Consider the following 19,349-nt stretch of genomic DNA (forward strand, 5'->3'; position numbering starts at 1 on the left):
GCGATGTCACATTATAGAAACAAAAATATCATAATTAACAATATGTTGAATGTGCCCTGCAAAGTAGATGCTTAAGGTCTGAGTGAAAAATATCGATAAATCCGCCACTTATTTCATGTTCAGATGAACAGAAATAGGTCGCGGATTATGATCAAACGGCACGGCAACAATATCAATATTGATCCTTTTCGCGTTCGAAAAGTAAATTTCCGAAAACTGTCACTTGAGGAAACAGGGTTCTCGACAGAAAACGAATGCGTTGCGCTGAACCGAACAACAGGCGGTTTAACGCAGATGTTTTTTATTTGGGAGCTAACAGATCATGTTTCGCAAAACTCTGATGGCTGCAGCCGCCGTGTTTGCCCTTGGCAACACCGCAGAAGCAGCAACCGAGATCACTTGGTGGCACGCAATGGACGGCGCACTTGGCGGCGTAGTTGATCAAATCACTGCTGACTTTAATGCCAGCCAGTCCGAATATCACCTTGTTGCCATTAACAAGGGTGGCTACGAAGACACCATGACCGCAGGTATCGCTGCTTTCCGCGCGAAAAACCAGCCAAACATCATTCAGATTTTTGATGCCGGTGCAGCTACCATCATCAACGCAAAGGGTGCGGTTAAGCCGGTTCAGGACCTGCTTGAAGCCAACAATGTCAAATTTGACATCAATGAATACATCCCGGGTGTTCGTTACTTCTATGCCGATTCTGACGGCAAAATGATCGGCATGCCGTTCAACAGCTCGACCCCGCTTCTGTATTACAACAAAGACGCCTTGGCCAAAGCCGGTGTTGATGTTCCGAAAACCTGGCAGGAATTCGAAGCTGCTGCGCCGAAGCTGAAAGAAGCTGGCTACACCGCACTTGCACAGTCGCACAGCCCGTGGATCTTCTTTGAGAACTTCATGTCGCGCCACAACCTTCAGATGGCGACGGGCAATAATGGTTATGACGGCACGGATGTTGAAATTCTGTACAACAACGAAGCGCTGAAAGACCACTGGGAACATGTCAAAGCCTGGAAAGACGAAGGTTATTACGGTTATTACGGCCGTGCATGGGGTGCGAACCAGGATGCATTCGTTCAGCAGAACGTAGCGATGTGGATCGGTTCATCGGGCTCCTTCGGTGGCCTGCGTAAATCGGCACAGTTTGATTTTGGCACTTCGACCCTTCCTTACTGGAAAGGTGTTGGTGATGCGCCGAAATCGACCTTCATCGGTGGTGCATCTCTGTTCGCCTTTGCCGGTCATGATGCCGAGGAAGATGCCGGTGTTGCCGAATTCTTCAAATTCCTGACCAAACCGGAAACCCAGTATTACTGGCACAAAGAAACCGGTTACGTGCCGATCACCACGGCTGCTTATGAGCTGGCGAAAAAAGACGGCTACTACAACGAAAGCCCGGATGCAGAAGTTGGCATCACGCAGCTTTCCGAAGAAGGTGGCGAGTGGACCAAAGGCTATCGCCTTGGTTTCTATGTTCAGATCCGTGAAGTTATCTATCGTGAAGTCGACAAAATCATGAACGGCGAAGAAACCGTTGATGCTGCGTTCGCAACGATCGAAGAAGAAGCAAACGGTCTTCTGAAACGTTTCAACGACACCTATTCGAACTAATTTGCTTTTCGCAAATGCGGGGCGGCCCTTGTTGGTCGCCCTGTTTTGCATTTTCCGGACTTGTTTTAAGGTGGCGTAGGCGATGAAACGCGTACAATTTGAACATAGCGCGGTGCCCTATCTTTTTATTGCACCCCAAATTTTGATTATTTCCATATTCTTCCTGTGGCCAGCCGCTCAGGCGCTTTACCAGTCCTTTTTGCTTGAAGATGCATTTGGCATGTCTTCGCAATTTGTCTGGTTCCGCAATTTCGAAGATGTCCTATCAAGCAGTTCCTGGTCGCGATCTGCCATTTTTACCGTTTTATTTTCTGTCCTGGTTTCAGTTCTTTCAATCACGATATCGCTGTTTTTGGCTGTGCGTGCTGATGAAGTGGTCCGGGGGGCAAAATCCTATAAAACGCTTTTGATGTGGGGCTATGCGATTGCACCGCCCGTCGCGGGCCTTTTGGGTAGTATGCTGTTCAATCCTCTGATGGGGGATCTATATTTTGCCTTCAACAGCTTTGGCTTTGAATTCAATCACATTGAAAACGCCAATGACGCATCCTTTGTCGTCATCCTTATTGCGGTTTGGAAACAGGTCAGTGTGAACTTCATCTTCTTCCTGTCCGGGCTTCAGGGTATTCCAAAATCAGTACAGGAAGCCGCAACACTTGATTGCAAAAGTGCTGAACGCCGTTTCTGGACAATTACTTTCCCGTTGTTGGCGCCTACGACCTTCTTCTTGCTGGTCATCAACCTGACATACGCCTTCTTTGAAACGTTTGGCATCATCGATGTCTCGACCAAAGGATCGCCAGGCGGTTCAACCGCGACGCTGGTTTATAAGGTCTATGTTGATGGTTTCCTCGGTGCGGATTTGGGCGGCAGTTCTGCCCAGTCGGTTTTGCTGATGATTATGGTCAGTGTTCTGACCGTGTTCCAGTTCCGTTTCATCGAACGCAAAGTTCATTACTAGGGGGCCGTTATGTATCAGTCGAACTGGCGTATCTTGACCAATCACGCAATTCTGATCCTTGGCGCGCTCTTTATGATCATGCCGGTATGGATTGCGTTCTCGTCTTCTTCTTATACCCCGGAACACATCTTCCAGAATGGCCTGCAATTTTGGCCTGGAGATCATTTCTTCGAGAACTATGGCGCAATTTTATTTGATCCAAGTGCGACCAAAGGCAGGGTCACGGCACTGGAAATGCTGTTTAACAGCATGGTGCTTGGACTTGGGTTTGCTATTGGCAAAGTCATCATTTCGATGATGGCGGCATACGCGATTGTCTATTTCCGCTTCAAACTGGCTGTGCCGCTATTTTGGGTGATTTTCTCGACCCTTTTGCTGCCGCTTGAAGTGCGCATTGTGCCATCCTACGAAGTCGTGGCCGGGCTCGGGTTGCTCAACACCTATACGGGTTTGATTTTGCCGTTAATTGCCTCGGCAACCGGCACTTTCTTCTTCCGGCAGTTTTATCGTTCGGTGCCAGATGAATTACTGGAAGCCGCGCGTCTGGACGGGGCAGGGCCCATTCGGTTCTTCATCGACATCTTGGTGCCGCTGTCCGTCACAATGATTGCTGCGATCTTTATCATCATGTTTGTCGTTGGCTGGAACCAGTATCTATGGCCGCTTTTGATGACCACAGATGATCAGCTTTACACCATCGTGATCGGGATCAAGCAGGTTTATAACTCGCTCTATGAAGGCGGGCAGATACCGCAATTCCCCAAGGCATTCGCATTAACAATCATGGCAACCATTCCGCCGGTTCTCGTCGTGGTCGTTTTCCAGCGCATGTTCGTCAAGGGACTGGTCGAGACAGAGAAATAATCTCGCCCCTTGATCTGTCGAATTGAAAATAACTTGTCCGCATACAGGATACTAAGATGGCAACTGTTACCATTCATCAGGCCGAAAAAACTTACCCGAACGGCTATAAGGCGATCCACGGGATTGACCTTGCAATTGACCACGGGGAATTCACCGTTCTTGTCGGCCCATCGGGCTGTGGAAAATCCACCTTGCTCCGCATGATCGCGGGTCTTGAAGGCATTTCAAGTGGCGAAATCAGCATTGATGACAGGGTCGTCAATAAGGTCGCGCCAGCTGATCGCGATATTGCCATGGTTTTCCAGAACTATGCGCTTTATCCGCATATGAACAACTATAACAATATGGCCTATGGCCTGCGAAACCGGGGGTATAGCAAGTCCGAAATTGACGGCAAGGTGCGTGAAGCTGCGCGTGTCTTACAGCTTGATGATCTGCTTGAACGCAAACCGGGACAACTTTCCGGTGGTCAACGCCAACGTGTCGCGATGGGGCGAGCAATTGTGCGTCAACCAAAGGTCTTCTTGTTTGACGAACCACTTTCAAATCTGGATGCCAAGCTGCGCGTTGATATGCGGCTGGAAATCAAGAACCTTCAGCAGCGCCTTGGCATTACATCAGTTTATGTAACGCACGATCAGGTCGAAGCCATGACATTGGCTGACCGTCTGATTGTCATGAATGGCGGTGTGGCCGAGCAGATCGGAAGTCCGATTGAAATTTACGAAAAACCAGCGACCAAGTTTGTTGCTGGTTTCATCGGATCCCCGGCAATGAACTTCCTGACCGGCAAAGTTGCCGATGATCGAAGCCACGTTACGGTGGGTGATGGCGTCAAGCTTGATCTTGACCATGATGTTGAAGCCGGTCGGACTGTCACGGTGGGTATCCGGCCAGAACATCTGACACTAGTTGACGCAGATGTGGGGCGCATAAAAGCCGGGGTTCGGATGGTGGAATCCTTGGGTGCGGAGACGTTGGCATATCTCGATTTCGGGGCGAATGCCGATAATGTGACGTTGCGCGTTCAGGGGACCCATCAGTTTGCCAAGGATGAAAAGCTGTGTCTTTCAGTTGCGGCCGATAAAATTCACTTATTCGATGTTGATAGCGGCAAACGTATCTAACTGCTTTAATCGAACAGATCACAACACCTCTGACGGGCATATTTCGTCAGAGGTGTTTTTTGTTTTGACGATAGGGTGAATTTACCCTTGTCTCCGACTGTACGAACGGGGTAGTTCGTATCTCACAGATCAAGGAGAATACCGTGCAGGCAGAACTGAAGAAATCCCTTTACGCCGATGCCATAAAAGAACTGGTTAGCATCACCGAAGGGGAAACCAACGTCACCGCTTTGATGGCAACAGTTGCCTGTATCTTGTCCGAAAAGTTTGATTACTACTTCTGGACCGGATTTTATGTTGTTGATCCTGCAAAAGAAAACGAATTGGTTGTCGGCCCGTATCAGGGTACGCTCGGATGCCTTCGTATTCCGTTTGGTCGTGGTGTCTGTGGTGCCGCGGCATCGACGCTTGAAACTCAGCTTGTTGCAGATGTTCATGCCTTTCCGGGGCATATTGCCTGCGACAGCCGCACAAATTCCGAGATCGTCGTTCCAGTGATCAATGGCGATGGACAATTGATTGCTGTGCTTGATATCGATAGTGTCGAGCATGGCTCGTTTGATGAAACGGATCGCGTTTCACTTGAAACTTTAATGCAGCGCATTTTTGCGTAATGATAATTCACAAGCCTTGGTCATTCAGGGCAGCGGACAACACAAACTTTGGAAGATAACCCATGGCTGGTAGTGTCAATAAAGTCATTCTCGTCGGGAACCTCGGGCGCGATCCTGAAATCCGGTTTACTCAGGCTGGCAAAAAGATCGCCAATTTCAGCATTGCGACCTCCGAACAATGGCGCGACCGTCAGTCTGGTGAACGCCGCGAGCGTACAGAATGGCATCGCATCGTCGTCTTTAACGAAGGCCTCGCAGATGTTGTCGAGCGCTTCGTTAAAAAAGGCAGCAAGCTTTATATCGAAGGTGTCCTTCGGACCCGCAAATGGCAGGGCCAGGACGGAAAAGATAACTACACCACCGAGATTGTTCTTGAAGGCTTCAATTCGAACCTGACCATGCTCGATAACCGTGGCGGCGAGGGCGGCGGTGCATCGTCCGGTGGCGGATATGGCGGCGGCAGCAGCGGTCCGGATAACTCTGGTGGCTATGGCGGCGGATCTGATGCCGGCTGGGGCAATGGTGGTTCTTCATCTGGTGGCGGATCGGCTCCGTCTGGTGCCCCCGACCTTGATGACGAGATCCCGTTCTAAGCTCAATAGTAGAACCGATTTTAAAACACCCCGAAACATGATCTGTTTTGGGGTGTTTTCGTTCCGATACTCTATATATGTTTCTATGACAGTACCTTGGCCTCTAACACGCAGTAAACGTTATGACGTCATCTCAGTTCCTGACACTTGAAATCATCACGGCCCGCGCCGAGGACGAGCAAATTGCGCCTGTGAATTTCAAACAGGTCAAGTTGACCAAAAAATATCTGCTTCCGCGCGTCAAAGAACTGCAGGCTGATATGATGCGCTTACGTACTGCGTTTGATCAGTCATATGATGTGGCAACGGTCAGATACGGGAAAACGTATCCAGAAGGTTTCTGTCAGGAAATCACGCTTGGCGTGAAAACAATCATGGAGAAGGAACTTTCTGCGCCAAAAACACCCGGCATGACGGCATTGCGCGACTTTGCCGTTCATGGCGGCTTAGCAAAACGGATCTGGGGGAATTTGCGTAACCAGTATTTCCAGAACGCCTTTCAATTTGGCAGTCTGTATGTCGATGTTGCAAATGACACGGTCAATATTGCCAAGCCGAAAGTCGAAATACTGCCTTTAGCCAAGGCACGCATGTTTCCAATTTCTGATTATGACGGTTATGCCGATCTCGCCGAAAAATATTGGAAAGGGCAGGTCTATCCAAACCGGATTATGCCGGATCTTGCCGTGATGTTTCCACTATTTCTAATCACACCGGATGGTAAAATCGGGTTGCATGCGAATTATCAGACAATCCTGTATCGCAATATGCAGTTTGACTTTACGTTGGCTGAAAAGTTTTTGTTCAAGAACAAACGCAAAGCTTTGGCCTTGCCTGAAACCTATCGCCAGAAACTTGTTACTGAGTATGGGGCAGTGCCCGAGCCAATCAGCGATGACGTACTCAGTCAATATTTTGACAGCGCACGGCAGAGCCAACTGCGCTTCGATGCGACACGCTGTCAAGCTATGCTTGATCGCGCTATCGCATTATAAAGAATAAAGAAAACACTATATAAATTGGATGCAAAATTCGAAAGTGGAAGGCAGGGGTGGCCAATTTGGTTGGTCCGATATTTGGAACCCCGCGCATGGGGCAAAGCTATCACGTACAGGACTGTGCCTATGCCGTTATCAAAAACGATAGCGGCGAAGTCGCCGTTGCGCGTACGCCAAAGGGCAATGTTCTTCTTGGTGGCGGTGTTGAAGCAGGTGAAAGTGAACAGGATGCGTTGCATCGCGAAGCATACGAAGAATCCGGTTATCAGATCCGCATAGTTTCACGGCTTGGTTTTGCCACCCAATATTTAAACAACACTGTAAAAGGTCGCTATCGACTGAAACGTGGAACGTTTTTTGAGTGCGAATTGACCAAACGATTGGGCCCGCCGCTTGAACATGATCATGAATTGATCTGGCTGCCATACGATGAAGCCCTCGAAACGCTGATCCGGCCATTTCATCGTTGGGCGCTGGAGCTTGTACGCTAGATCAACCACAACATTTTTTGAATTTTTTACCCGAACCACAAGGGCAGGGATCGTTTCGCCCTGTTTTGGCGAATTTATCGCTGCTTGGCTCGTTTCTTTTGTCGGTCTTTTCCGCTGTTTTGGCTGTTCCATCCGGAAACACACCATCAACATAGTACCATTTTCCACCGCGCCGCTCGAAGTTTGAGCACTCATGAAGCTGACCTTGCTGGCCGTCTTCGATAAAGCGGGCAATGAATTCAACTTTCCCGCTTTGATCAAGCAATCCGCCCGCAACGCATTCAACAATCTCAAGCCCGCTCCAGCGCGTTTGATCGTGCTCGATGCTTTCAGCGTCAAAGCTGTCATGCTTTTCCTTGGCAAGCGTTGCCAACAGATATGCACCATCACGAACAACAAATGCACTGTAACGAGACCGCATCAGTTTTTCGGCGGTTTCGGCCTTGGCTTTGCCAGTATGGTATTTTCCGCAGCATTCGCCGTAAGTCTGATTTCTGGCGCATGGGCAGGGGGTTGTTGCTTTTAGAACTGGCATTTCGGGTCCTGATTAAGGATGGCTCACGGTACGGGGGATATTAAAGAACGTGTTGCTGAGATACCAGCCTTGGGCATGCGATGGTTTACCTTTTGGTTACCCGTGCACCAGATATATGACCAGAAGTCACTGCTCAGGCGTAAATCGGTCAATTTGCCTTTGTTTAGCCTTATATCGATTTTACCGTGAATTGTTGGCGTTTTGAGTACCTGACTACGTTTGTCGGCTATGGTTTCCAAGATGCTGATGTTTGACGAATAATATAGCTAAAATACTGGTCAGAAGTTCTTGACGGATTTGGTCGGGTTTAGATATATTAATAAATGCGGGTGGGGGCCCATAAGGCACCGCCGGATCAAAGTCCGGCCAATTGGCGGACATGTAAATTGTCGATTTGCTTCATGTAAGGATGAGACACCATGAATGAACTTCTTATTAGCGTCTGCTGTCCTCTTCCATAGGACTCTATGGAATGAAATAGCGACCGGATCAAACAAGATCTCCAGTTATCTTTCCGGTCGTCCGTGTGAATAAATTCACAACCGACAGTGTTTGCGCGTCATCTAACTTCTGACGGAATCCGTATCCAATACAGGTGTCAACGCGTAAACCTCTCAGGAGGACATAAAAATGAGCGCCATTAAATTACCTGCTGTTTCCCAAGAAGAAGGTTTCTCGGGGTATCTCCGCGAAGTTTGGAAATTTCCAATGCTTACCGTGGATGAAGAATACATGCTTTCGCACCGGTATCTTGATCATGATGATACTGAGGCTGCGCATAAGCTTGTCACCAGCCACTTGCGTCTGGTTGCCAAAATTGCATTTGGCTATCGCGGCTATGGTCTGCCGATGGCTGACCTTGTTGCCGAGGGCAATACCGGCCTGATGCGCGCAGTGCAGAAATTTGATCCCGAACGCGGTTTCCGTTTGTCTACCTATGCAATGTGGTGGATCCGTGCTGCGGTAACCGAATACATCCTGCAAAGCTGGTCTATGGTCAAACTTGGCACGATGGCAGCCCAGAAAAAGCTGTTTTTTAGCCTGCGTAAAGCCAAACGCCAGCTTAACATCTATGACAATGGTGAATTGTCGCCAGAAGAAGCCGGTCAGGTTGCCGAAAAGCTTGGTGTAACCAATCGTGAAGCACTTGAAATGAACCGTCGTCTTGCGGCGCGCGATTTCTCGCTGAATACACCAATGCCAAAAGACGAAGGTATGGAATATCTCGATACCCTGTCTTCTGACGCTCCAAGCCCGGAAGCCATCGTTGCGGATGCCGAAGAACGCGTTTTGCATAATGGCATGTTGAAAAATGCTCTTGGCGAATTGCCGGAACGTGAACAGGAAATCATCAAAGCCCGTTTCCTGAGCGATGATCCGATCACGCTTGAGAAACTTGGCGAACGATTTGGTGTAAGCCGCGAACGTGTGCGGCAGCTTGAAGCCCGGGCGTTCAAGAAAATTCAGGAAAGCGTTCTGACGCAACATGCTGTTGCTTAAGTTCTGCGTGAATGATCAAAAATCAGGCGGCATCTTATGGGTGCCGCCTTTTTTGTGATTGTCCGATGGATGGGGCGGATATCTCAGAAAGGCAAAGCCTGTTGCCAAAATGAAGCAGCTTAATTTCCAGACAGGATTGATCGTGATTTCGCAATCACCTCAATTGTTTTGTTCCAAAGCTTGTAGTTCGTAACATCACTGATCTTTACCCACTTTGCATCGGCGGCATCGCCACCAAGGCGGACATCAGGGTTAAGGGCGACGGCAACAAAATCAATCAATGTGTAGTGATATTCGATTTTGCCATCTTTGGCGGGCGAAATTAAATCAACGATATCAACCAAAATCGGGCTGGAAATTTTAACGCCGGTTTCTTCCATAACTTCACGGCACACGGCATCACGAACCGTTTCCCCGATTTCCTGCGCACCGCCTGGAATGCTCCAACTGCCAATATTGGGCTCCTTGCCCCGCTTGATCAGCAAAATGCGATCTTGGTGCCAAACCACTGCACCGACACCAATAATCGGGCGTGGTAAGAAGCTGCGCTCATCAATTTCAGAAATCGTCATCGTCATCTTTCAAATCATCATCCGGATCAGGAAAATCGTGCACGACTTTCCCTGTCATTTCACGGGCACGGATACCAGGAGTTCCCAGAAACTGATCTTCGGATTCTGGATGAAGAGACATCACAAAATCTTTGGCAGGGGCGCTGCCAAGGGCATATTGGCGTGCGGTTTCGTAATCAGGTGCGCGCACCTTGGATGTTTTGACCCCGACTGAGCCATCATCGTCATAAATATATTCGACAATCCAGACCTGCAAAACATCTCCACAACAGTTCAGAAACCGGCATTTGCGGTTTGTTGGTTGCGCCGCAAACTTGAATACTGCTATCACTTCAAGGAACGGGAATTCCCCGGCCAGATGTCGCAGCATAGCCATATTCTTACTTACAAATACTAAATGCCAAAAGCTATTCTTGCGAGTTGGCCTTTGGATGCGGCACTTCAGCACAGGTGATCAATGAACGCCAAGCGCGACGACAAGAATAATACGGACAATCAGGGTTCCGGTCATGCGATACCAAGTCCGGGCTTTTTTGCCCGAATGAGAGCCTATTTCCTAACTGGTGTTCTTGTTAGTGCACCACTTGCGATTACGTTTGGTTTGGCTTGGTGGTTTATCGAGTTTGTCGATAGCAAAGTTATTCCACTGATCCCCGCGCACTACAATCCGGAAAACTATTTGCCTGTTGGGTATGAGGATTACGGTATTCCCGGCTTTGGCCTGTTGGTGATCCTTGTTTTCATTACCATTGTTGGCTGGTTCACCACGAACTTTGCTGGTCGGGCACTGATCAAGCTATATGAACGTATTCTGGGGCGCATTCCGGCCGTTCGCAGCATCTATAGCGCGATCAAGCAAATTCTTGAGACGGTACTGGCCAATCAGTCAAATGCGTTTCGTCAGGCCGTTTTATTGGAATATCCGCGTCGCGGCATGTGGGCGGTTGGTTTTATCACCGGCGAAACCAAGGGTGAAGTACAGCATCTGACAGAAGATACGGTCATCAATATCTTCCTGCCAACAACACCTAACCCGACATCCGGTTTCTTGTTGTTTGTGCCAAAGCGCGATCTTGTCATCCTTGATATGACCGTTGAAGAAGCAATCAAGATGGTCATGTCGGGCGGTATAGTGACCCCACCAGACCGTCGCCCCCTTGATGAGCAGCAAAAGCCAAGGGTGGCGGCAAAGACATATGAAGATGTCGACGTTTTGCGTGAAAAGGAAAACGTGCCCATTCTGGTATCGCGCGATATTCCCGTGCGTGTGGAACCCGGCGAAAAGCCACAGGATGAAAACGGCAAAACACGCGAAGATGCCTAAATAACCGCCTTCACACGGTTTACCGACATACCTTAATCACGAAGAAGGGCGCTTTGGATCAAGGCGCCCTTCTTTTATCTTTATCCGGAACGGAAATATCGAACGGCTTCATCGCGTTCAAACAGATACAGCAACAGACGCAATGCCTCGCCGCGGGTTTTTTGAAGCTCCGGGTCACGATTCACAATCAGGCGCGCATCATCACGAGCAATCGCCAGTAAATCGCCATGCATCTCAAGATTGGCCAAACGGTATTCCTGAAGCCCGCTTTGGCGCGTTCCCAGAACTTCACCAGCCCCGCGCAGTTTCAGGTCTTCTTCTGCAATGATAAAGCCATCCTCGGTCTCGCGCATGATTTTAAGCCGTGCTTTGGATACCTGACCCAGCGGGCTGCCATAAAGCAGCAAACAGGTTGATGCGGCCTCCCCACGGCCAATGCGCCCACGTAACTGATGAAGCTGGGCCAGCCCAAACCGTTCAGAATGTTCGATCACCATAATCGTGGCTTCGGGGACATTAACCCCAACCTCAATTACGGTGGTGGCCACAAGGATCGATGTATCACCATGGGCAAAGCGCTCCATGACTTCATCCTTTTCCTTGCCCTTCATTTTCCCATGGATAAGTCCGACACGACTTTCACCAAACAAATCGACCAGAACACGATAACGTTCTTCTGCGGCCTGAAGATCAAGAATTTCGGAATCTTCCACCAGCGGACAAACCCAATAAATCTTGGTTCCGGTCCGCATGGCGCGACCTATCCCGGAAATAACATCGTCAACTTTATCTATCGGTAGAACCCGCGTATCCACCGGCTTACGTCCCGGCGGTTTTTCATCAAGCCGTGAGACTTCCATGTCGCCAAATGCTGTCAGGGTCAGGGTGCGCGGGATTGGAGTTGCCGTCATAACCAACACATCAACAGCCTGACCTTTACCGGCCAGCATCAGGCGTTGATGCACGCCAAAGCGATGCTGTTCATCAACCACAGCAAAGGCGAGGTCCTTAAACACAACGTCATCCTGAAACAGCGCGTGTGTTCCAACTGCAATCTGGACGTCACCATTTGCGAAGCCTTCAAGAGTTGTTTTGCGCGATTTTCCTTTATCCCGACCAGTCAAGATCGCACAGGTAATGCCGATTTGTTCGAGTAACGGCGAGATCGTTTCAAAATGCTGACGTGCCAGAATTTCCGTTGGCGCCATTAAAGCAGCCTGACGACCGCATTCCACGGCATTGAGCATCGCCATTAAGGCTACAACGGTTTTGCCTGATCCCACGTCACCTTGCAGCAGGCGCAACATGCGGCCTTCGCTGGCCATATCGTCATAAATCTCGGTTAACGAACGTTGTTGCGCACCGGTCATCGCAAAGGGCAGGTGGCTGGCCAATCCTTCACGCAGCTTCCCATCGCCCTTGGTAACCCGACCGCCAAGTTTGCGCATCTTGGCGCGGATCAAGGCGAGTGCGAGCTGGTTCGCCAGCAATTCGTCATAGGCAAGCCGTTTGCGTGCCGGATGATCTGGTGACAGGTCTGCATCATCTTGCGGGTTATGGACAGTATGTAACGCGCTTAGCAGATCTGGCCATTTATGCCGGGCAACCAATGCCGGATCATGCCATTCTGGCAATTCTGGCATTGTTTCCAATGCTGCACGGGTCGCTTTGGTCAGCGTTTTGCCGGTGACACCGGCTGACATTGGGTATACAGGCTCGACCGTCTGGATTTCATCGCGTTCGGCTTCTGTCCCGATGCGGTCGGGATGGGTAATCTGATATTCACCGCGATAATGATCAATCTTGCCCGAAATGATGCGCTTTTCGCCAACAGGCAAAACTTCATTAAGGTACTTTGCCCGCGCATTAAAGAACGCCAGAACAAGCGATCCGCTTTGGGTTTTGCAAATCACACGATACGGTCGGCGGCGGTTGGGCGTGGGATCGTGACGCTCGACCCAGACATCCATGGTCACGACAGACCCATCGATGGTTTCTTCCAACGGCGGAGAAAACCGACGATCAATGATCCCTGATGGTAAATGCCACAGCAAATCAACGACATGCTCGCCAGCAATCAACCGCGCAACAAGCGGCTTTAACCGCGGCCCGATACCGGGAAGGGTGTCAATTTCAGCAAAAAGCGGGAATAGGATTTCCGGGCGCATGTCGGTTTTCGTTGCAACTTTTGATGAGAACGTTAATAGAACAATTGCGTTTACGTCACGGGTATACAACAAAATTATCCTGCTACAACCGTCAAGTCACCAATTGATGCAAAATCGCCTGATCACAGCATGGACCCAGACGGCGTTTTGCCGTACAAACCTTGCCACAGAATAATGTGCGGCAGCCCGGTAACAGGGCGCCCCAAAGAATAAGCCAGGAGATCGATCATGACTGAAAACATTTCGGAACTTGAAATGCGGCGCAAGAAGCTGCTGTTCCGTGGCAGCCATCGCGGGACCAAAGAAAACGATATCCTGATGGGGCGCTTTATGGACAAGCATCTCAACACTTTGACTGAAGACCAGCTTGATGCCTTTGAAGTGCTGATTAACGAAGTCCCGGATGCGGATTTCTTTAAATGGGCGACGGGCAAGGAAGCGGCACCCGCGCAGTACGATACCGACGTATTGCAGATGATTCAGGAATTGAGCAACGCCTGATAATCCATTGAATAAAATCAAAGAAATCATATCGACCAAAGGTCGCAAACGTGTTGGCGGGGTGCCCGAAGGTTCCGACGCCCTGATCCTGCGTGAGCTATTGGATGCGGCGGAAAAGAACGCAACCATTATGCATATTGCGCGCGATGACAAACGCATGTCGCAATTGGCAGAAGCATTGCGCTTTTTTGCCGGCGAAGTCGAAGTTTTGACTCTGCCTGCTTGGGATTGCCTTCCATATGATCGTGTTTCACCGATTTCAGAAGTCACCGCACGCCGTATTGAAACCCTGACTACACTGTCAGAAGGAACTAAACCGGCGGCTGGCTTTGGACGTATCGTGCTAACAACAGCGGCGGCTGCGATGCAGCGTGTTCCGCGTGTTGATGTCATGCGCAAAGGTAAGCTCGCCTTCAAAGCCGGTACAGAATATGACCGCACGGAACTGACCTCATATTTTGAACGCATGGGCTATAATCGGGCTGAACAGGTCATGGAGCCCGGTGACTATGCTGTTCGGGGCGATATCGTTGATATCTTTGCCCCTGGCATGAAAGACCCGGTACGTCTTGATTTCTTTGGTGATGAAATCGAAAGCATCCGCCGATTTGACGTTGAAAGCCAACGCACCGTCGGCAAGGTTAAAGAAATCGCACTTCTTCCGGTGGGCGAAGTGTTTCTTGATCCTGACAGTATTTCGCGTTTCCGCAGCGGATATCGTGAATTATTTGGCGCGGTATCCCAAACCGATCCGCTCTATGAATCGATCTCGAACGGCCTGAAATATGGTGGCATGGAACACTGGATGCCGCTGTTCCATGACGGGCTTGATACGATTTTTGCTTATTTGCCAGAAAGCATTGTCACCCTTGATTATCAGTACAGCGAAGTTATCGAAAATCGTCTTGAGATGATTGACGATTACTATCAGGCACGCCTGAACATCAAGGGCGGCGGGCTTGCCGGTGATAACGTTTATAAGCCGGTTCCTACGGAACGACTTTATCTTGATCATGCCGAATTTGACCGCATGTTGTCGGATCGGACTGTTTTGGAATATTCGCCGTACTACGACGATGAAAACCCCGAACGTGGGATTTTTGATCTTGGCGCACGGGCGGGGCGGGACTTTGGCGATGTACGTGCGCGTGCTGACACCAATCTTTATGACGAACTGCGTGATTTCATCACGGCCCAGCGCGGCAAAGAAAATCAGGTAGTTATCGCGACCTATTCCGATGGTTCACGTGACCGGATCGTGTCGTTGTTACGCGAGCATGGCGTTGGCAAAGTTGTTCCTTGTGGATGCTGGGAAGACGTCATTGATGATCTTAGCCATGAGCATGTTGGCGTAGTCATCCTTGATATCGAACGTGGTTTCCGTCGCAAAGGCCTATGGTTTGTAACCGAACAGGACATCCTTGGCGACCGTATGAGCCGTCCTGGTGGTCGCCGCCGCAAGGCGGATAACTTCCTGCGCGAAGCATCCGAAATTTCCGAAGGCGATCTTGTCGTCCATCTAGAACATGGTATAGGCCGTTATCTTGGCCTGAAAACCGTCACTGCCGGTGGCGCACCGCACGACTGCCTTGAGCTGGAATATGATGGCGGCGACAAACTGTTTGTGCCGGTTGAAAACATCGAAGTGCTGTCACGCTACGGCTCGGACGAGGGCTTATCGATCCTTGATAAGCTGGGCGGTGTTGCATGGCAGGCCCGTAAAGCCAAATTGCGCGAACGCATTCGCGATATGGCTGGCAAGCTGATCAAGGTTGCCGCAGAACGTCATCTGCGCAAAGGCGCTGTTTTGCAGGCACCAGAAGGCAACTATGACGAGTTCTGTGCCGGTTTCCCGTTTGCCGAGACCGAAGATCAGGCGCGTGCGATTAACGATACGCTAGATGACCTTTCCGCTGGCAAGCCAATGGACCGTCTTGTATGTGGTGATGTTGGCTTTGGCAAAACCGAAGTTGCGATGCGTGCGGCTTTTGCCGCGGTGATGTCAGGGAAACAGGTTGCCATCGTTGCACCGACAACTCTTTTGTGCCGACAGCATTATCTGAACTTCAAACAGCGATTTGATGGCCTGCCGGTTCGGGTTGAGCAACTTTCACGTTTGGTCACCGGCAAAAATGCAAAACTGGTGAAGGACAATATCGAAAGCGGGCATGTCGATATCGTTTGCGGCACGCATGCACTTTTGGGCAATGGTGTTCACTTTAAGGACCTTGGTCTTTTGGTCGTGGATGAAGAACAGCATTTCGGGGTTAAGCACAAAGAACGTTTAAAAGAACTGAAATCCGATGTTCACGTCCTGACCCTGACGGCAACACCGATCCCGAGGACCTTGCAGCTTGCGTTGACCGGGGTGAAGGAACTGTCGATCATTGCCACACCGCCGGTCGACCGGTTGGCCGTCCGAACCTATATCACGCCCTATGACCCGGTTGTCGTGCGCGAAGCAATTTTGCGCGAACGCCATCGTGGTGGTCAGATATTTTATGTTTGCCCGCGCGTTAATGAACTGGGCCGGGTGGCCAAGGAACTTGAAAGCCTTGTACCGGAAATCAAGTTTGACGTGGCCCATGGTCAAATGGGTGCCCGCGATCTTGAACAGGTCATGACCGATTTCACGGATCGTAAGTTTGACCTGCTGCTTGCGACAAATATCATTGAATCAGGGATCGACGTTCCAAACGCCAATACCATGATCATCCATCGTGCAGATATGTTTGGGTTGGCGCAGCTTTATCAGCTGCGCGGCCGTATCGGTCGATCCAAGCAGCGTGCCTATGCCTATCTGACATTGCCGAACGGTAAGAAGCTGACCGCAACAGCACTTAAGCGCCTTGAAGTCATGCAAACGCTTGATAACCTTGGTGCCGGGTTCAACCTTGCCAGTCATGATCTTGATATTCGTGGTGCAGGCAATTTGCTTGGCGAAGAACAGTCCGGTCACATCAAGGAAGTCGGGATCGAGCTTTATCAGAAAATGATCGAAGAGGCCGTGGCCGAGGCCAAAGGTGAGATTGACGCGTCTGAAGAAGCAAGCTTCATCCCACAGATCAATATTGGCATGCCGGTTCTGATCCCGGATCGTTATGTCCCTGATCTGGGTGTTCGCCTTGGACTTTATCGCCGAATTTCCGAACTGCGTTCACGCGAAGAAGTTGACCAGTTCGCAGCTGAAATGATCGATCGGTTCGGCAAGCTGCCCAAAGAGGTCGAAAACCTTCTGGATGTCGTCACCATCAAACAATGGTGCCGTGTTGCCAATATTGAAAAGCTTGATGCAGGGCCAAAAGGTGCTTTGATCACGCTGCATAATAACGAATTCCCAAATCCGGGTGGATTGATCGGGTTCATTCAGCAACAGGTCGGCGTCGCGCGCCTGCGACCGGATCACAAGATTGTCTATGCCGCAGGATGGGATGGCCCGACTGATCGTCTTGAAGGCCTTAAACGTCTGATGAAACGGCTGTCCGACATCGCAGTTAACACATAAAGAAAAGGCGGGTAACAAATTGTTATCCCGCCTTTTTTCTTGGTAGATTCAATAGTTAGACTGGCATTTCTTCCTGTCGGGCAAGCCGGATCATCCGTTGTAAAATATCAGGTTCCTGTGCGCCGGAAAGTGCGTGACGGCTGTTGAACAGGAAACATGGAACCCCGGTCACACCCATTTGATGGGCCACGCGGTTTTCTTGGCCGACAAATTCGCGGTCCATATCCCCCGCCAGATATTCCAAAGTTTCCGTACGGTCGCTACCATGGCGCACGGCAATTTCAGCCAATAGCTCATGGTCGCCAATGTCTTGCCCTTCAAGGAAATAGGCAACAAACAGGTCTTCAACCAACGCATTGCCAACAGCCGGACGTTCCGCACAAACCTTGTAGATCAGACGATGAGAATCCGTTGAATCCGGCGTGACTTTGATATCTTCAAATTTGAAATTAATACCAACAGCAGCACCTGCATCTTCAATCGCCTTGTAAACGCGGGTTGCACTGTCAGCCCCGCCAAATTTTGCCGATAGATACAGTTTGCGGTCTATGCCACCACTTGGCATATCCGGGTTCAACAGGAAAGGGCGCCAATTAATGATCAGATTGTCAAGTTTCTCACGCGACAGTGCTTTTTCCAGACGCTTTTTCCCGATATAGCACCATGGGCAAATCGTATCGACAATCGCTTCGATCCGGATGGGTGTCATTGATGTTTCGCTTTGTCCGACCTGCCAGTTCACGACGTTATCCATTCAAGAAAGAGGTGCCTGTTCCAAGCGGTCCGATCCCAAGGTGATCGGCAACCGTTTGTCCGATATCGGCAAAAGTTTCACGCATCCCCAACGGGCCGGGTGCGATTGCCGGACCGAATGCCAAGATCGGCACGAACTCGCGGGTGTGATCATTGCCCCGCCAAGATGGATCACAGCCATGGTCAGCAGTAATGATCACCAGATCACCGGGTTTCAGCACAGCACGAAGTTCCGGGATGCGTTTATCAAATTCTTCAAGTGCGTTTGCATAGCCCGGAACGTCACGACGGTGACCGAATTCCATATCGAAGTCCACCAGGTTGGTGAACACAATGCTGTTATCGGGCGCCTCGACAATTTCGGTCATCATTGCATCAAAAAGCGCCATATTGCCCGATGCCTTGACCTTTTTGGCAATGCCACGATGGGCATAGATGTCTGCGATCTTGCCAACCGAAATCACCTTGCCACCCGTATCACTAAACTGTTCAAGCAGGGTCGGTTTGTGCGGCGGCACTGCGATATCGCGACGATTGGACGTACGTTTGAAATCAGCCGGGCTTTCACCGATGAACGGGCGAGCAATCACACGGCCGATGTTATAGGGCTCGACCAATTTAAATGCGATCTCGCAGACCTCATAAAGACGGTCCAGACCAAAATGCTCTTCATGGGCGGCAATCTGAAACACACTATCGGCCGAGGTATAGCAAATCGGCATTCCGGACTTGATATGTTCCTGCCCGAGTTCAGCAATGATGTTGGTACCCGACGCGTGACAGTTGCCCAATATCCCCGGTAGTTTTGCCTGTTTAATCAGTTCATCTGTCAGTTCAGCCGGGAATGTCGGAACGGTCAGCGGAAAATAACCCCAGTCAAAGTCAACTGGCACACCGGCAATTTCCCAATGGCCACTTGGGGTATCCTTGCCGCGCGACAGTTCCTTGGCATGACCAAAGGCACCAATAATCGCACCACCATGGTCCAGTCCCGGCGGAACGCGGCCCGTCGCATCTTTGGCTGCTTCGCCCAGACCAAGTGCCACCATATTGGGAACATTCAACTCGCCGCTGCGCTGATCGCTGTCGGCAATGCCCTTGGCGCAATGTTCGGCAATATGACCAAGGGTATCTGAACCCTGATCACCGAATTTCGATGCGTCCGGTGCAGAGCCAATTCCAAAACTGTCTGCTACAATGATGATGGCACGTGCCATTGATG

The 19,349-nt window shown here is 50.2% G+C and carries 18 protein-coding genes; 12 read left to right on the forward strand and 6 right to left on the reverse strand.

From position 1 onward, the window contains the following. Positions 1-322: 322 nt before the first annotated feature. The 8 genes from RIC05_RS17145 (at position 323) to RIC05_RS17180 (ending at position 7,269) form a co-directional block, all read left to right on the forward strand. Positions 323-1,621 (forward strand): extracellular solute-binding protein, encoded by a 1,299-nt coding sequence (locus RIC05_RS17145; protein WP_350045828.1) that lies wholly within the window; start codon positions 323-325, stop codon positions 1,619-1,621. An 82-nt stretch (positions 1,622-1,703) separates the two neighbouring features. Beyond that, a complete protein-coding gene (locus RIC05_RS17150; protein ID WP_350045829.1) occupies positions 1,704-2,582 on the forward strand; it encodes an ABC transporter permease in 879 nt (292 codons plus the stop codon). Positions 2,583-2,591: 9 nt separating this feature from the next. Further along, positions 2,592-3,446, forward strand: a complete 855-nt coding sequence (gene ugpE, locus RIC05_RS17155; RefSeq protein ID WP_350045830.1) for a sn-glycerol-3-phosphate ABC transporter permease UgpE — start codon at positions 2,592-2,594, stop codon at positions 3,444-3,446. A gap of 56 nt (positions 3,447-3,502) precedes the next feature. Next, positions 3,503-4,573, forward strand: a complete 1,071-nt coding sequence (locus RIC05_RS17160) for a sn-glycerol-3-phosphate import ATP-binding protein UgpC (RefSeq protein WP_350045831.1) — start codon at positions 3,503-3,505, stop codon at positions 4,571-4,573. 143 nt (positions 4,574-4,716) lie between these two features. Next, positions 4,717-5,187, forward strand: a complete 471-nt coding sequence (msrC, locus tag RIC05_RS17165; RefSeq protein ID WP_350045832.1) for a free L-methionine (R)-S-oxide reductase MsrC — start codon at positions 4,717-4,719, stop codon at positions 5,185-5,187. 62 nt (positions 5,188-5,249) lie between these two features. Beyond that, positions 5,250-5,780 carry a single-stranded DNA-binding protein gene (gene ssb, locus RIC05_RS17170; protein WP_350040671.1) on the forward strand — a complete coding sequence of 177 codons (531 nt, stop codon included), beginning with the start codon at positions 5,250-5,252 and terminating at the stop codon, positions 5,778-5,780. A 191-nt stretch (positions 5,781-5,971) separates the two neighbouring features. After that, a complete protein-coding gene (locus RIC05_RS17175; protein WP_350045833.1) occupies positions 5,972-6,775 on the forward strand; it encodes a hypothetical protein in 804 nt (267 codons plus the stop codon). A gap of 56 nt (positions 6,776-6,831) precedes the next feature. After that, the gene (locus tag RIC05_RS17180; protein WP_350040669.1) at positions 6,832-7,269 is read left to right on the forward strand and encodes an NUDIX hydrolase; all 438 of its coding nucleotides are present in this window, start codon (positions 6,832-6,834) and stop codon (positions 7,267-7,269) included. A gap of 1 nt (position 7,270) precedes the next feature. Here the strand turns inward: RIC05_RS17180 and RIC05_RS17185 are convergent, their stop codons facing one another. Then, the gene (locus RIC05_RS17185; protein WP_350045834.1) at positions 7,271-7,804 is read right to left on the reverse strand and encodes a YchJ family protein; all 534 of its coding nucleotides are present in this window, start codon (positions 7,802-7,804) and stop codon (positions 7,271-7,273) included. Positions 7,805-8,434: 630 nt separating this feature from the next. Between RIC05_RS17185 and rpoH the strand changes: the two genes are divergently transcribed. Continuing rightward, positions 8,435-9,304, forward strand: coding sequence for an RNA polymerase sigma factor RpoH (gene rpoH, locus RIC05_RS17190; protein WP_350040667.1), 870 nt, complete (start codon positions 8,435-8,437; stop codon positions 9,302-9,304). Between the two features lie 119 nt (positions 9,305-9,423). On the opposite strand, the gene RIC05_RS17195 is transcribed toward rpoH, so the two are convergent. Then, positions 9,424-9,882: an NUDIX hydrolase gene (locus tag RIC05_RS17195; protein ID WP_350059767.1), complete on the reverse strand. Its 459-nt coding sequence runs from the start codon at positions 9,880-9,882 to the stop codon at positions 9,424-9,426. Further along, positions 9,863-10,246: a hypothetical protein gene (locus RIC05_RS17200; RefSeq protein ID WP_350045836.1), complete on the reverse strand. Its 384-nt coding sequence runs from the start codon at positions 10,244-10,246 to the stop codon at positions 9,863-9,865. Before RIC05_RS17200 ends, RIC05_RS17195 begins: the two co-directional genes overlap by 20 nt. A gap of 87 nt (positions 10,247-10,333) precedes the next feature. Here RIC05_RS17200 and RIC05_RS17205 point away from each other — a divergent pair, with 87 nt between their 5' ends. After that, complete coding sequence (locus tag RIC05_RS17205; protein ID WP_350045837.1) at positions 10,334-11,200, forward strand: DUF502 domain-containing protein; 867 nt, start codon at positions 10,334-10,336, stop codon at positions 11,198-11,200. An 80-nt stretch (positions 11,201-11,280) separates the two neighbouring features. Here the strand turns inward: RIC05_RS17205 and recG are convergent, their stop codons facing one another. After that, complete coding sequence (gene recG, locus RIC05_RS17210) at positions 11,281-13,368, reverse strand: ATP-dependent DNA helicase RecG (protein WP_350046144.1); 2,088 nt, start codon at positions 13,366-13,368, stop codon at positions 11,281-11,283. 228 nt (positions 13,369-13,596) lie between these two features. Here recG and RIC05_RS17215 point away from each other — a divergent pair, with 228 nt between their 5' ends. Next, positions 13,597-13,869, forward strand: a complete 273-nt coding sequence (locus tag RIC05_RS17215) for an FAD assembly factor SdhE (RefSeq protein WP_350045838.1) — start codon at positions 13,597-13,599, stop codon at positions 13,867-13,869. A 7-nt stretch (positions 13,870-13,876) separates the two neighbouring features. Further along, positions 13,877-17,374: a transcription-repair coupling factor gene (gene mfd, locus RIC05_RS17220; RefSeq protein ID WP_350045839.1), complete on the forward strand. Its 3,498-nt coding sequence runs from the start codon at positions 13,877-13,879 to the stop codon at positions 17,372-17,374. 55 nt (positions 17,375-17,429) lie between these two features. Here the strand turns inward: mfd and RIC05_RS17225 are convergent, their stop codons facing one another. Together RIC05_RS17225 and RIC05_RS17230 are read right to left on the reverse strand one after the other, a co-directional pair. Further along, on the reverse strand, positions 17,430-18,128 hold the full coding sequence (locus tag RIC05_RS17225) for a DsbA family oxidoreductase (RefSeq protein ID WP_350045840.1): 699 nt from the start codon (positions 18,126-18,128) through the stop codon (positions 17,430-17,432). Next, the gene (locus tag RIC05_RS17230; protein WP_350045841.1) at positions 18,121-19,344 is read right to left on the reverse strand and encodes a phosphopentomutase; all 1,224 of its coding nucleotides are present in this window, start codon (positions 19,342-19,344) and stop codon (positions 18,121-18,123) included. The genes RIC05_RS17225 and RIC05_RS17230 overlap by 8 nt, the downstream gene beginning before the upstream one ends. Positions 19,345-19,349 lie beyond the last annotated feature (5 nt).

Origin of the sequence: Thalassospira sp. (assembly GCF_040218635.1) — a bacterium.
In the GTDB taxonomy this organism is placed as follows: Bacteria; Pseudomonadota; Alphaproteobacteria; order Rhodospirillales; family Thalassospiraceae; genus Thalassospira.

Excerpts from the sequence above, each read along its gene's own strand:
- RIC05_RS17145 (WP_350045828.1), top strand. The coding sequence starts at position 323 with ATGTTTCGCAAAACTCTGATGGCTGCAGCCGCCGTGTTTGCCCTTGGC.
- ugpE (WP_350045830.1), top strand. The coding sequence starts at position 2,592 with ATGTATCAGTCGAACTGGCGTATCTTGACCAATCACGCAATTCTGATC.
- RIC05_RS17185 (WP_350045834.1), bottom strand. The coding sequence starts at position 7,804 with ATGCCAGTTCTAAAAGCAACAACCCCCTGCCCATGCGCCAGAAATCAG.
- RIC05_RS17215 (WP_350045838.1), top strand. The coding sequence starts at position 13,597 with ATGACTGAAAACATTTCGGAACTTGAAATGCGGCGCAAGAAGCTGCTG.
- RIC05_RS17200 (WP_350045836.1), bottom strand. The coding sequence starts at position 10,246 with ATGCTGCGACATCTGGCCGGGGAATTCCCGTTCCTTGAAGTGATAGCA.
- RIC05_RS17205 (WP_350045837.1), top strand. The coding sequence starts at position 10,334 with ATGAACGCCAAGCGCGACGACAAGAATAATACGGACAATCAGGGTTCC.
- RIC05_RS17150 (WP_350045829.1), top strand. The coding sequence starts at position 1,704 with ATGAAACGCGTACAATTTGAACATAGCGCGGTGCCCTATCTTTTTATT.
- ssb (WP_350040671.1), top strand. The coding sequence starts at position 5,250 with ATGGCTGGTAGTGTCAATAAAGTCATTCTCGTCGGGAACCTCGGGCGC.
- RIC05_RS17230 (WP_350045841.1), bottom strand. The coding sequence starts at position 19,344 with ATGGCACGTGCCATCATCATTGTAGCAGACAGTTTTGGAATTGGCTCT.
- RIC05_RS17160 (WP_350045831.1), top strand. The coding sequence starts at position 3,503 with ATGGCAACTGTTACCATTCATCAGGCCGAAAAAACTTACCCGAACGGC.
- RIC05_RS17225 (WP_350045840.1), bottom strand. The coding sequence starts at position 18,128 with ATGGATAACGTCGTGAACTGGCAGGTCGGACAAAGCGAAACATCAATG.
- RIC05_RS17195 (WP_350059767.1), bottom strand. The coding sequence starts at position 9,882 with ATGACGATGACGATTTCTGAAATTGATGAGCGCAGCTTCTTACCACGC.
- rpoH (WP_350040667.1), top strand. The coding sequence starts at position 8,435 with ATGAGCGCCATTAAATTACCTGCTGTTTCCCAAGAAGAAGGTTTCTCG.
- recG (WP_350046144.1), bottom strand. The coding sequence starts at position 13,368 with ATGCGCCCGGAAATCCTATTCCCGCTTTTTGCTGAAATTGACACCCTT.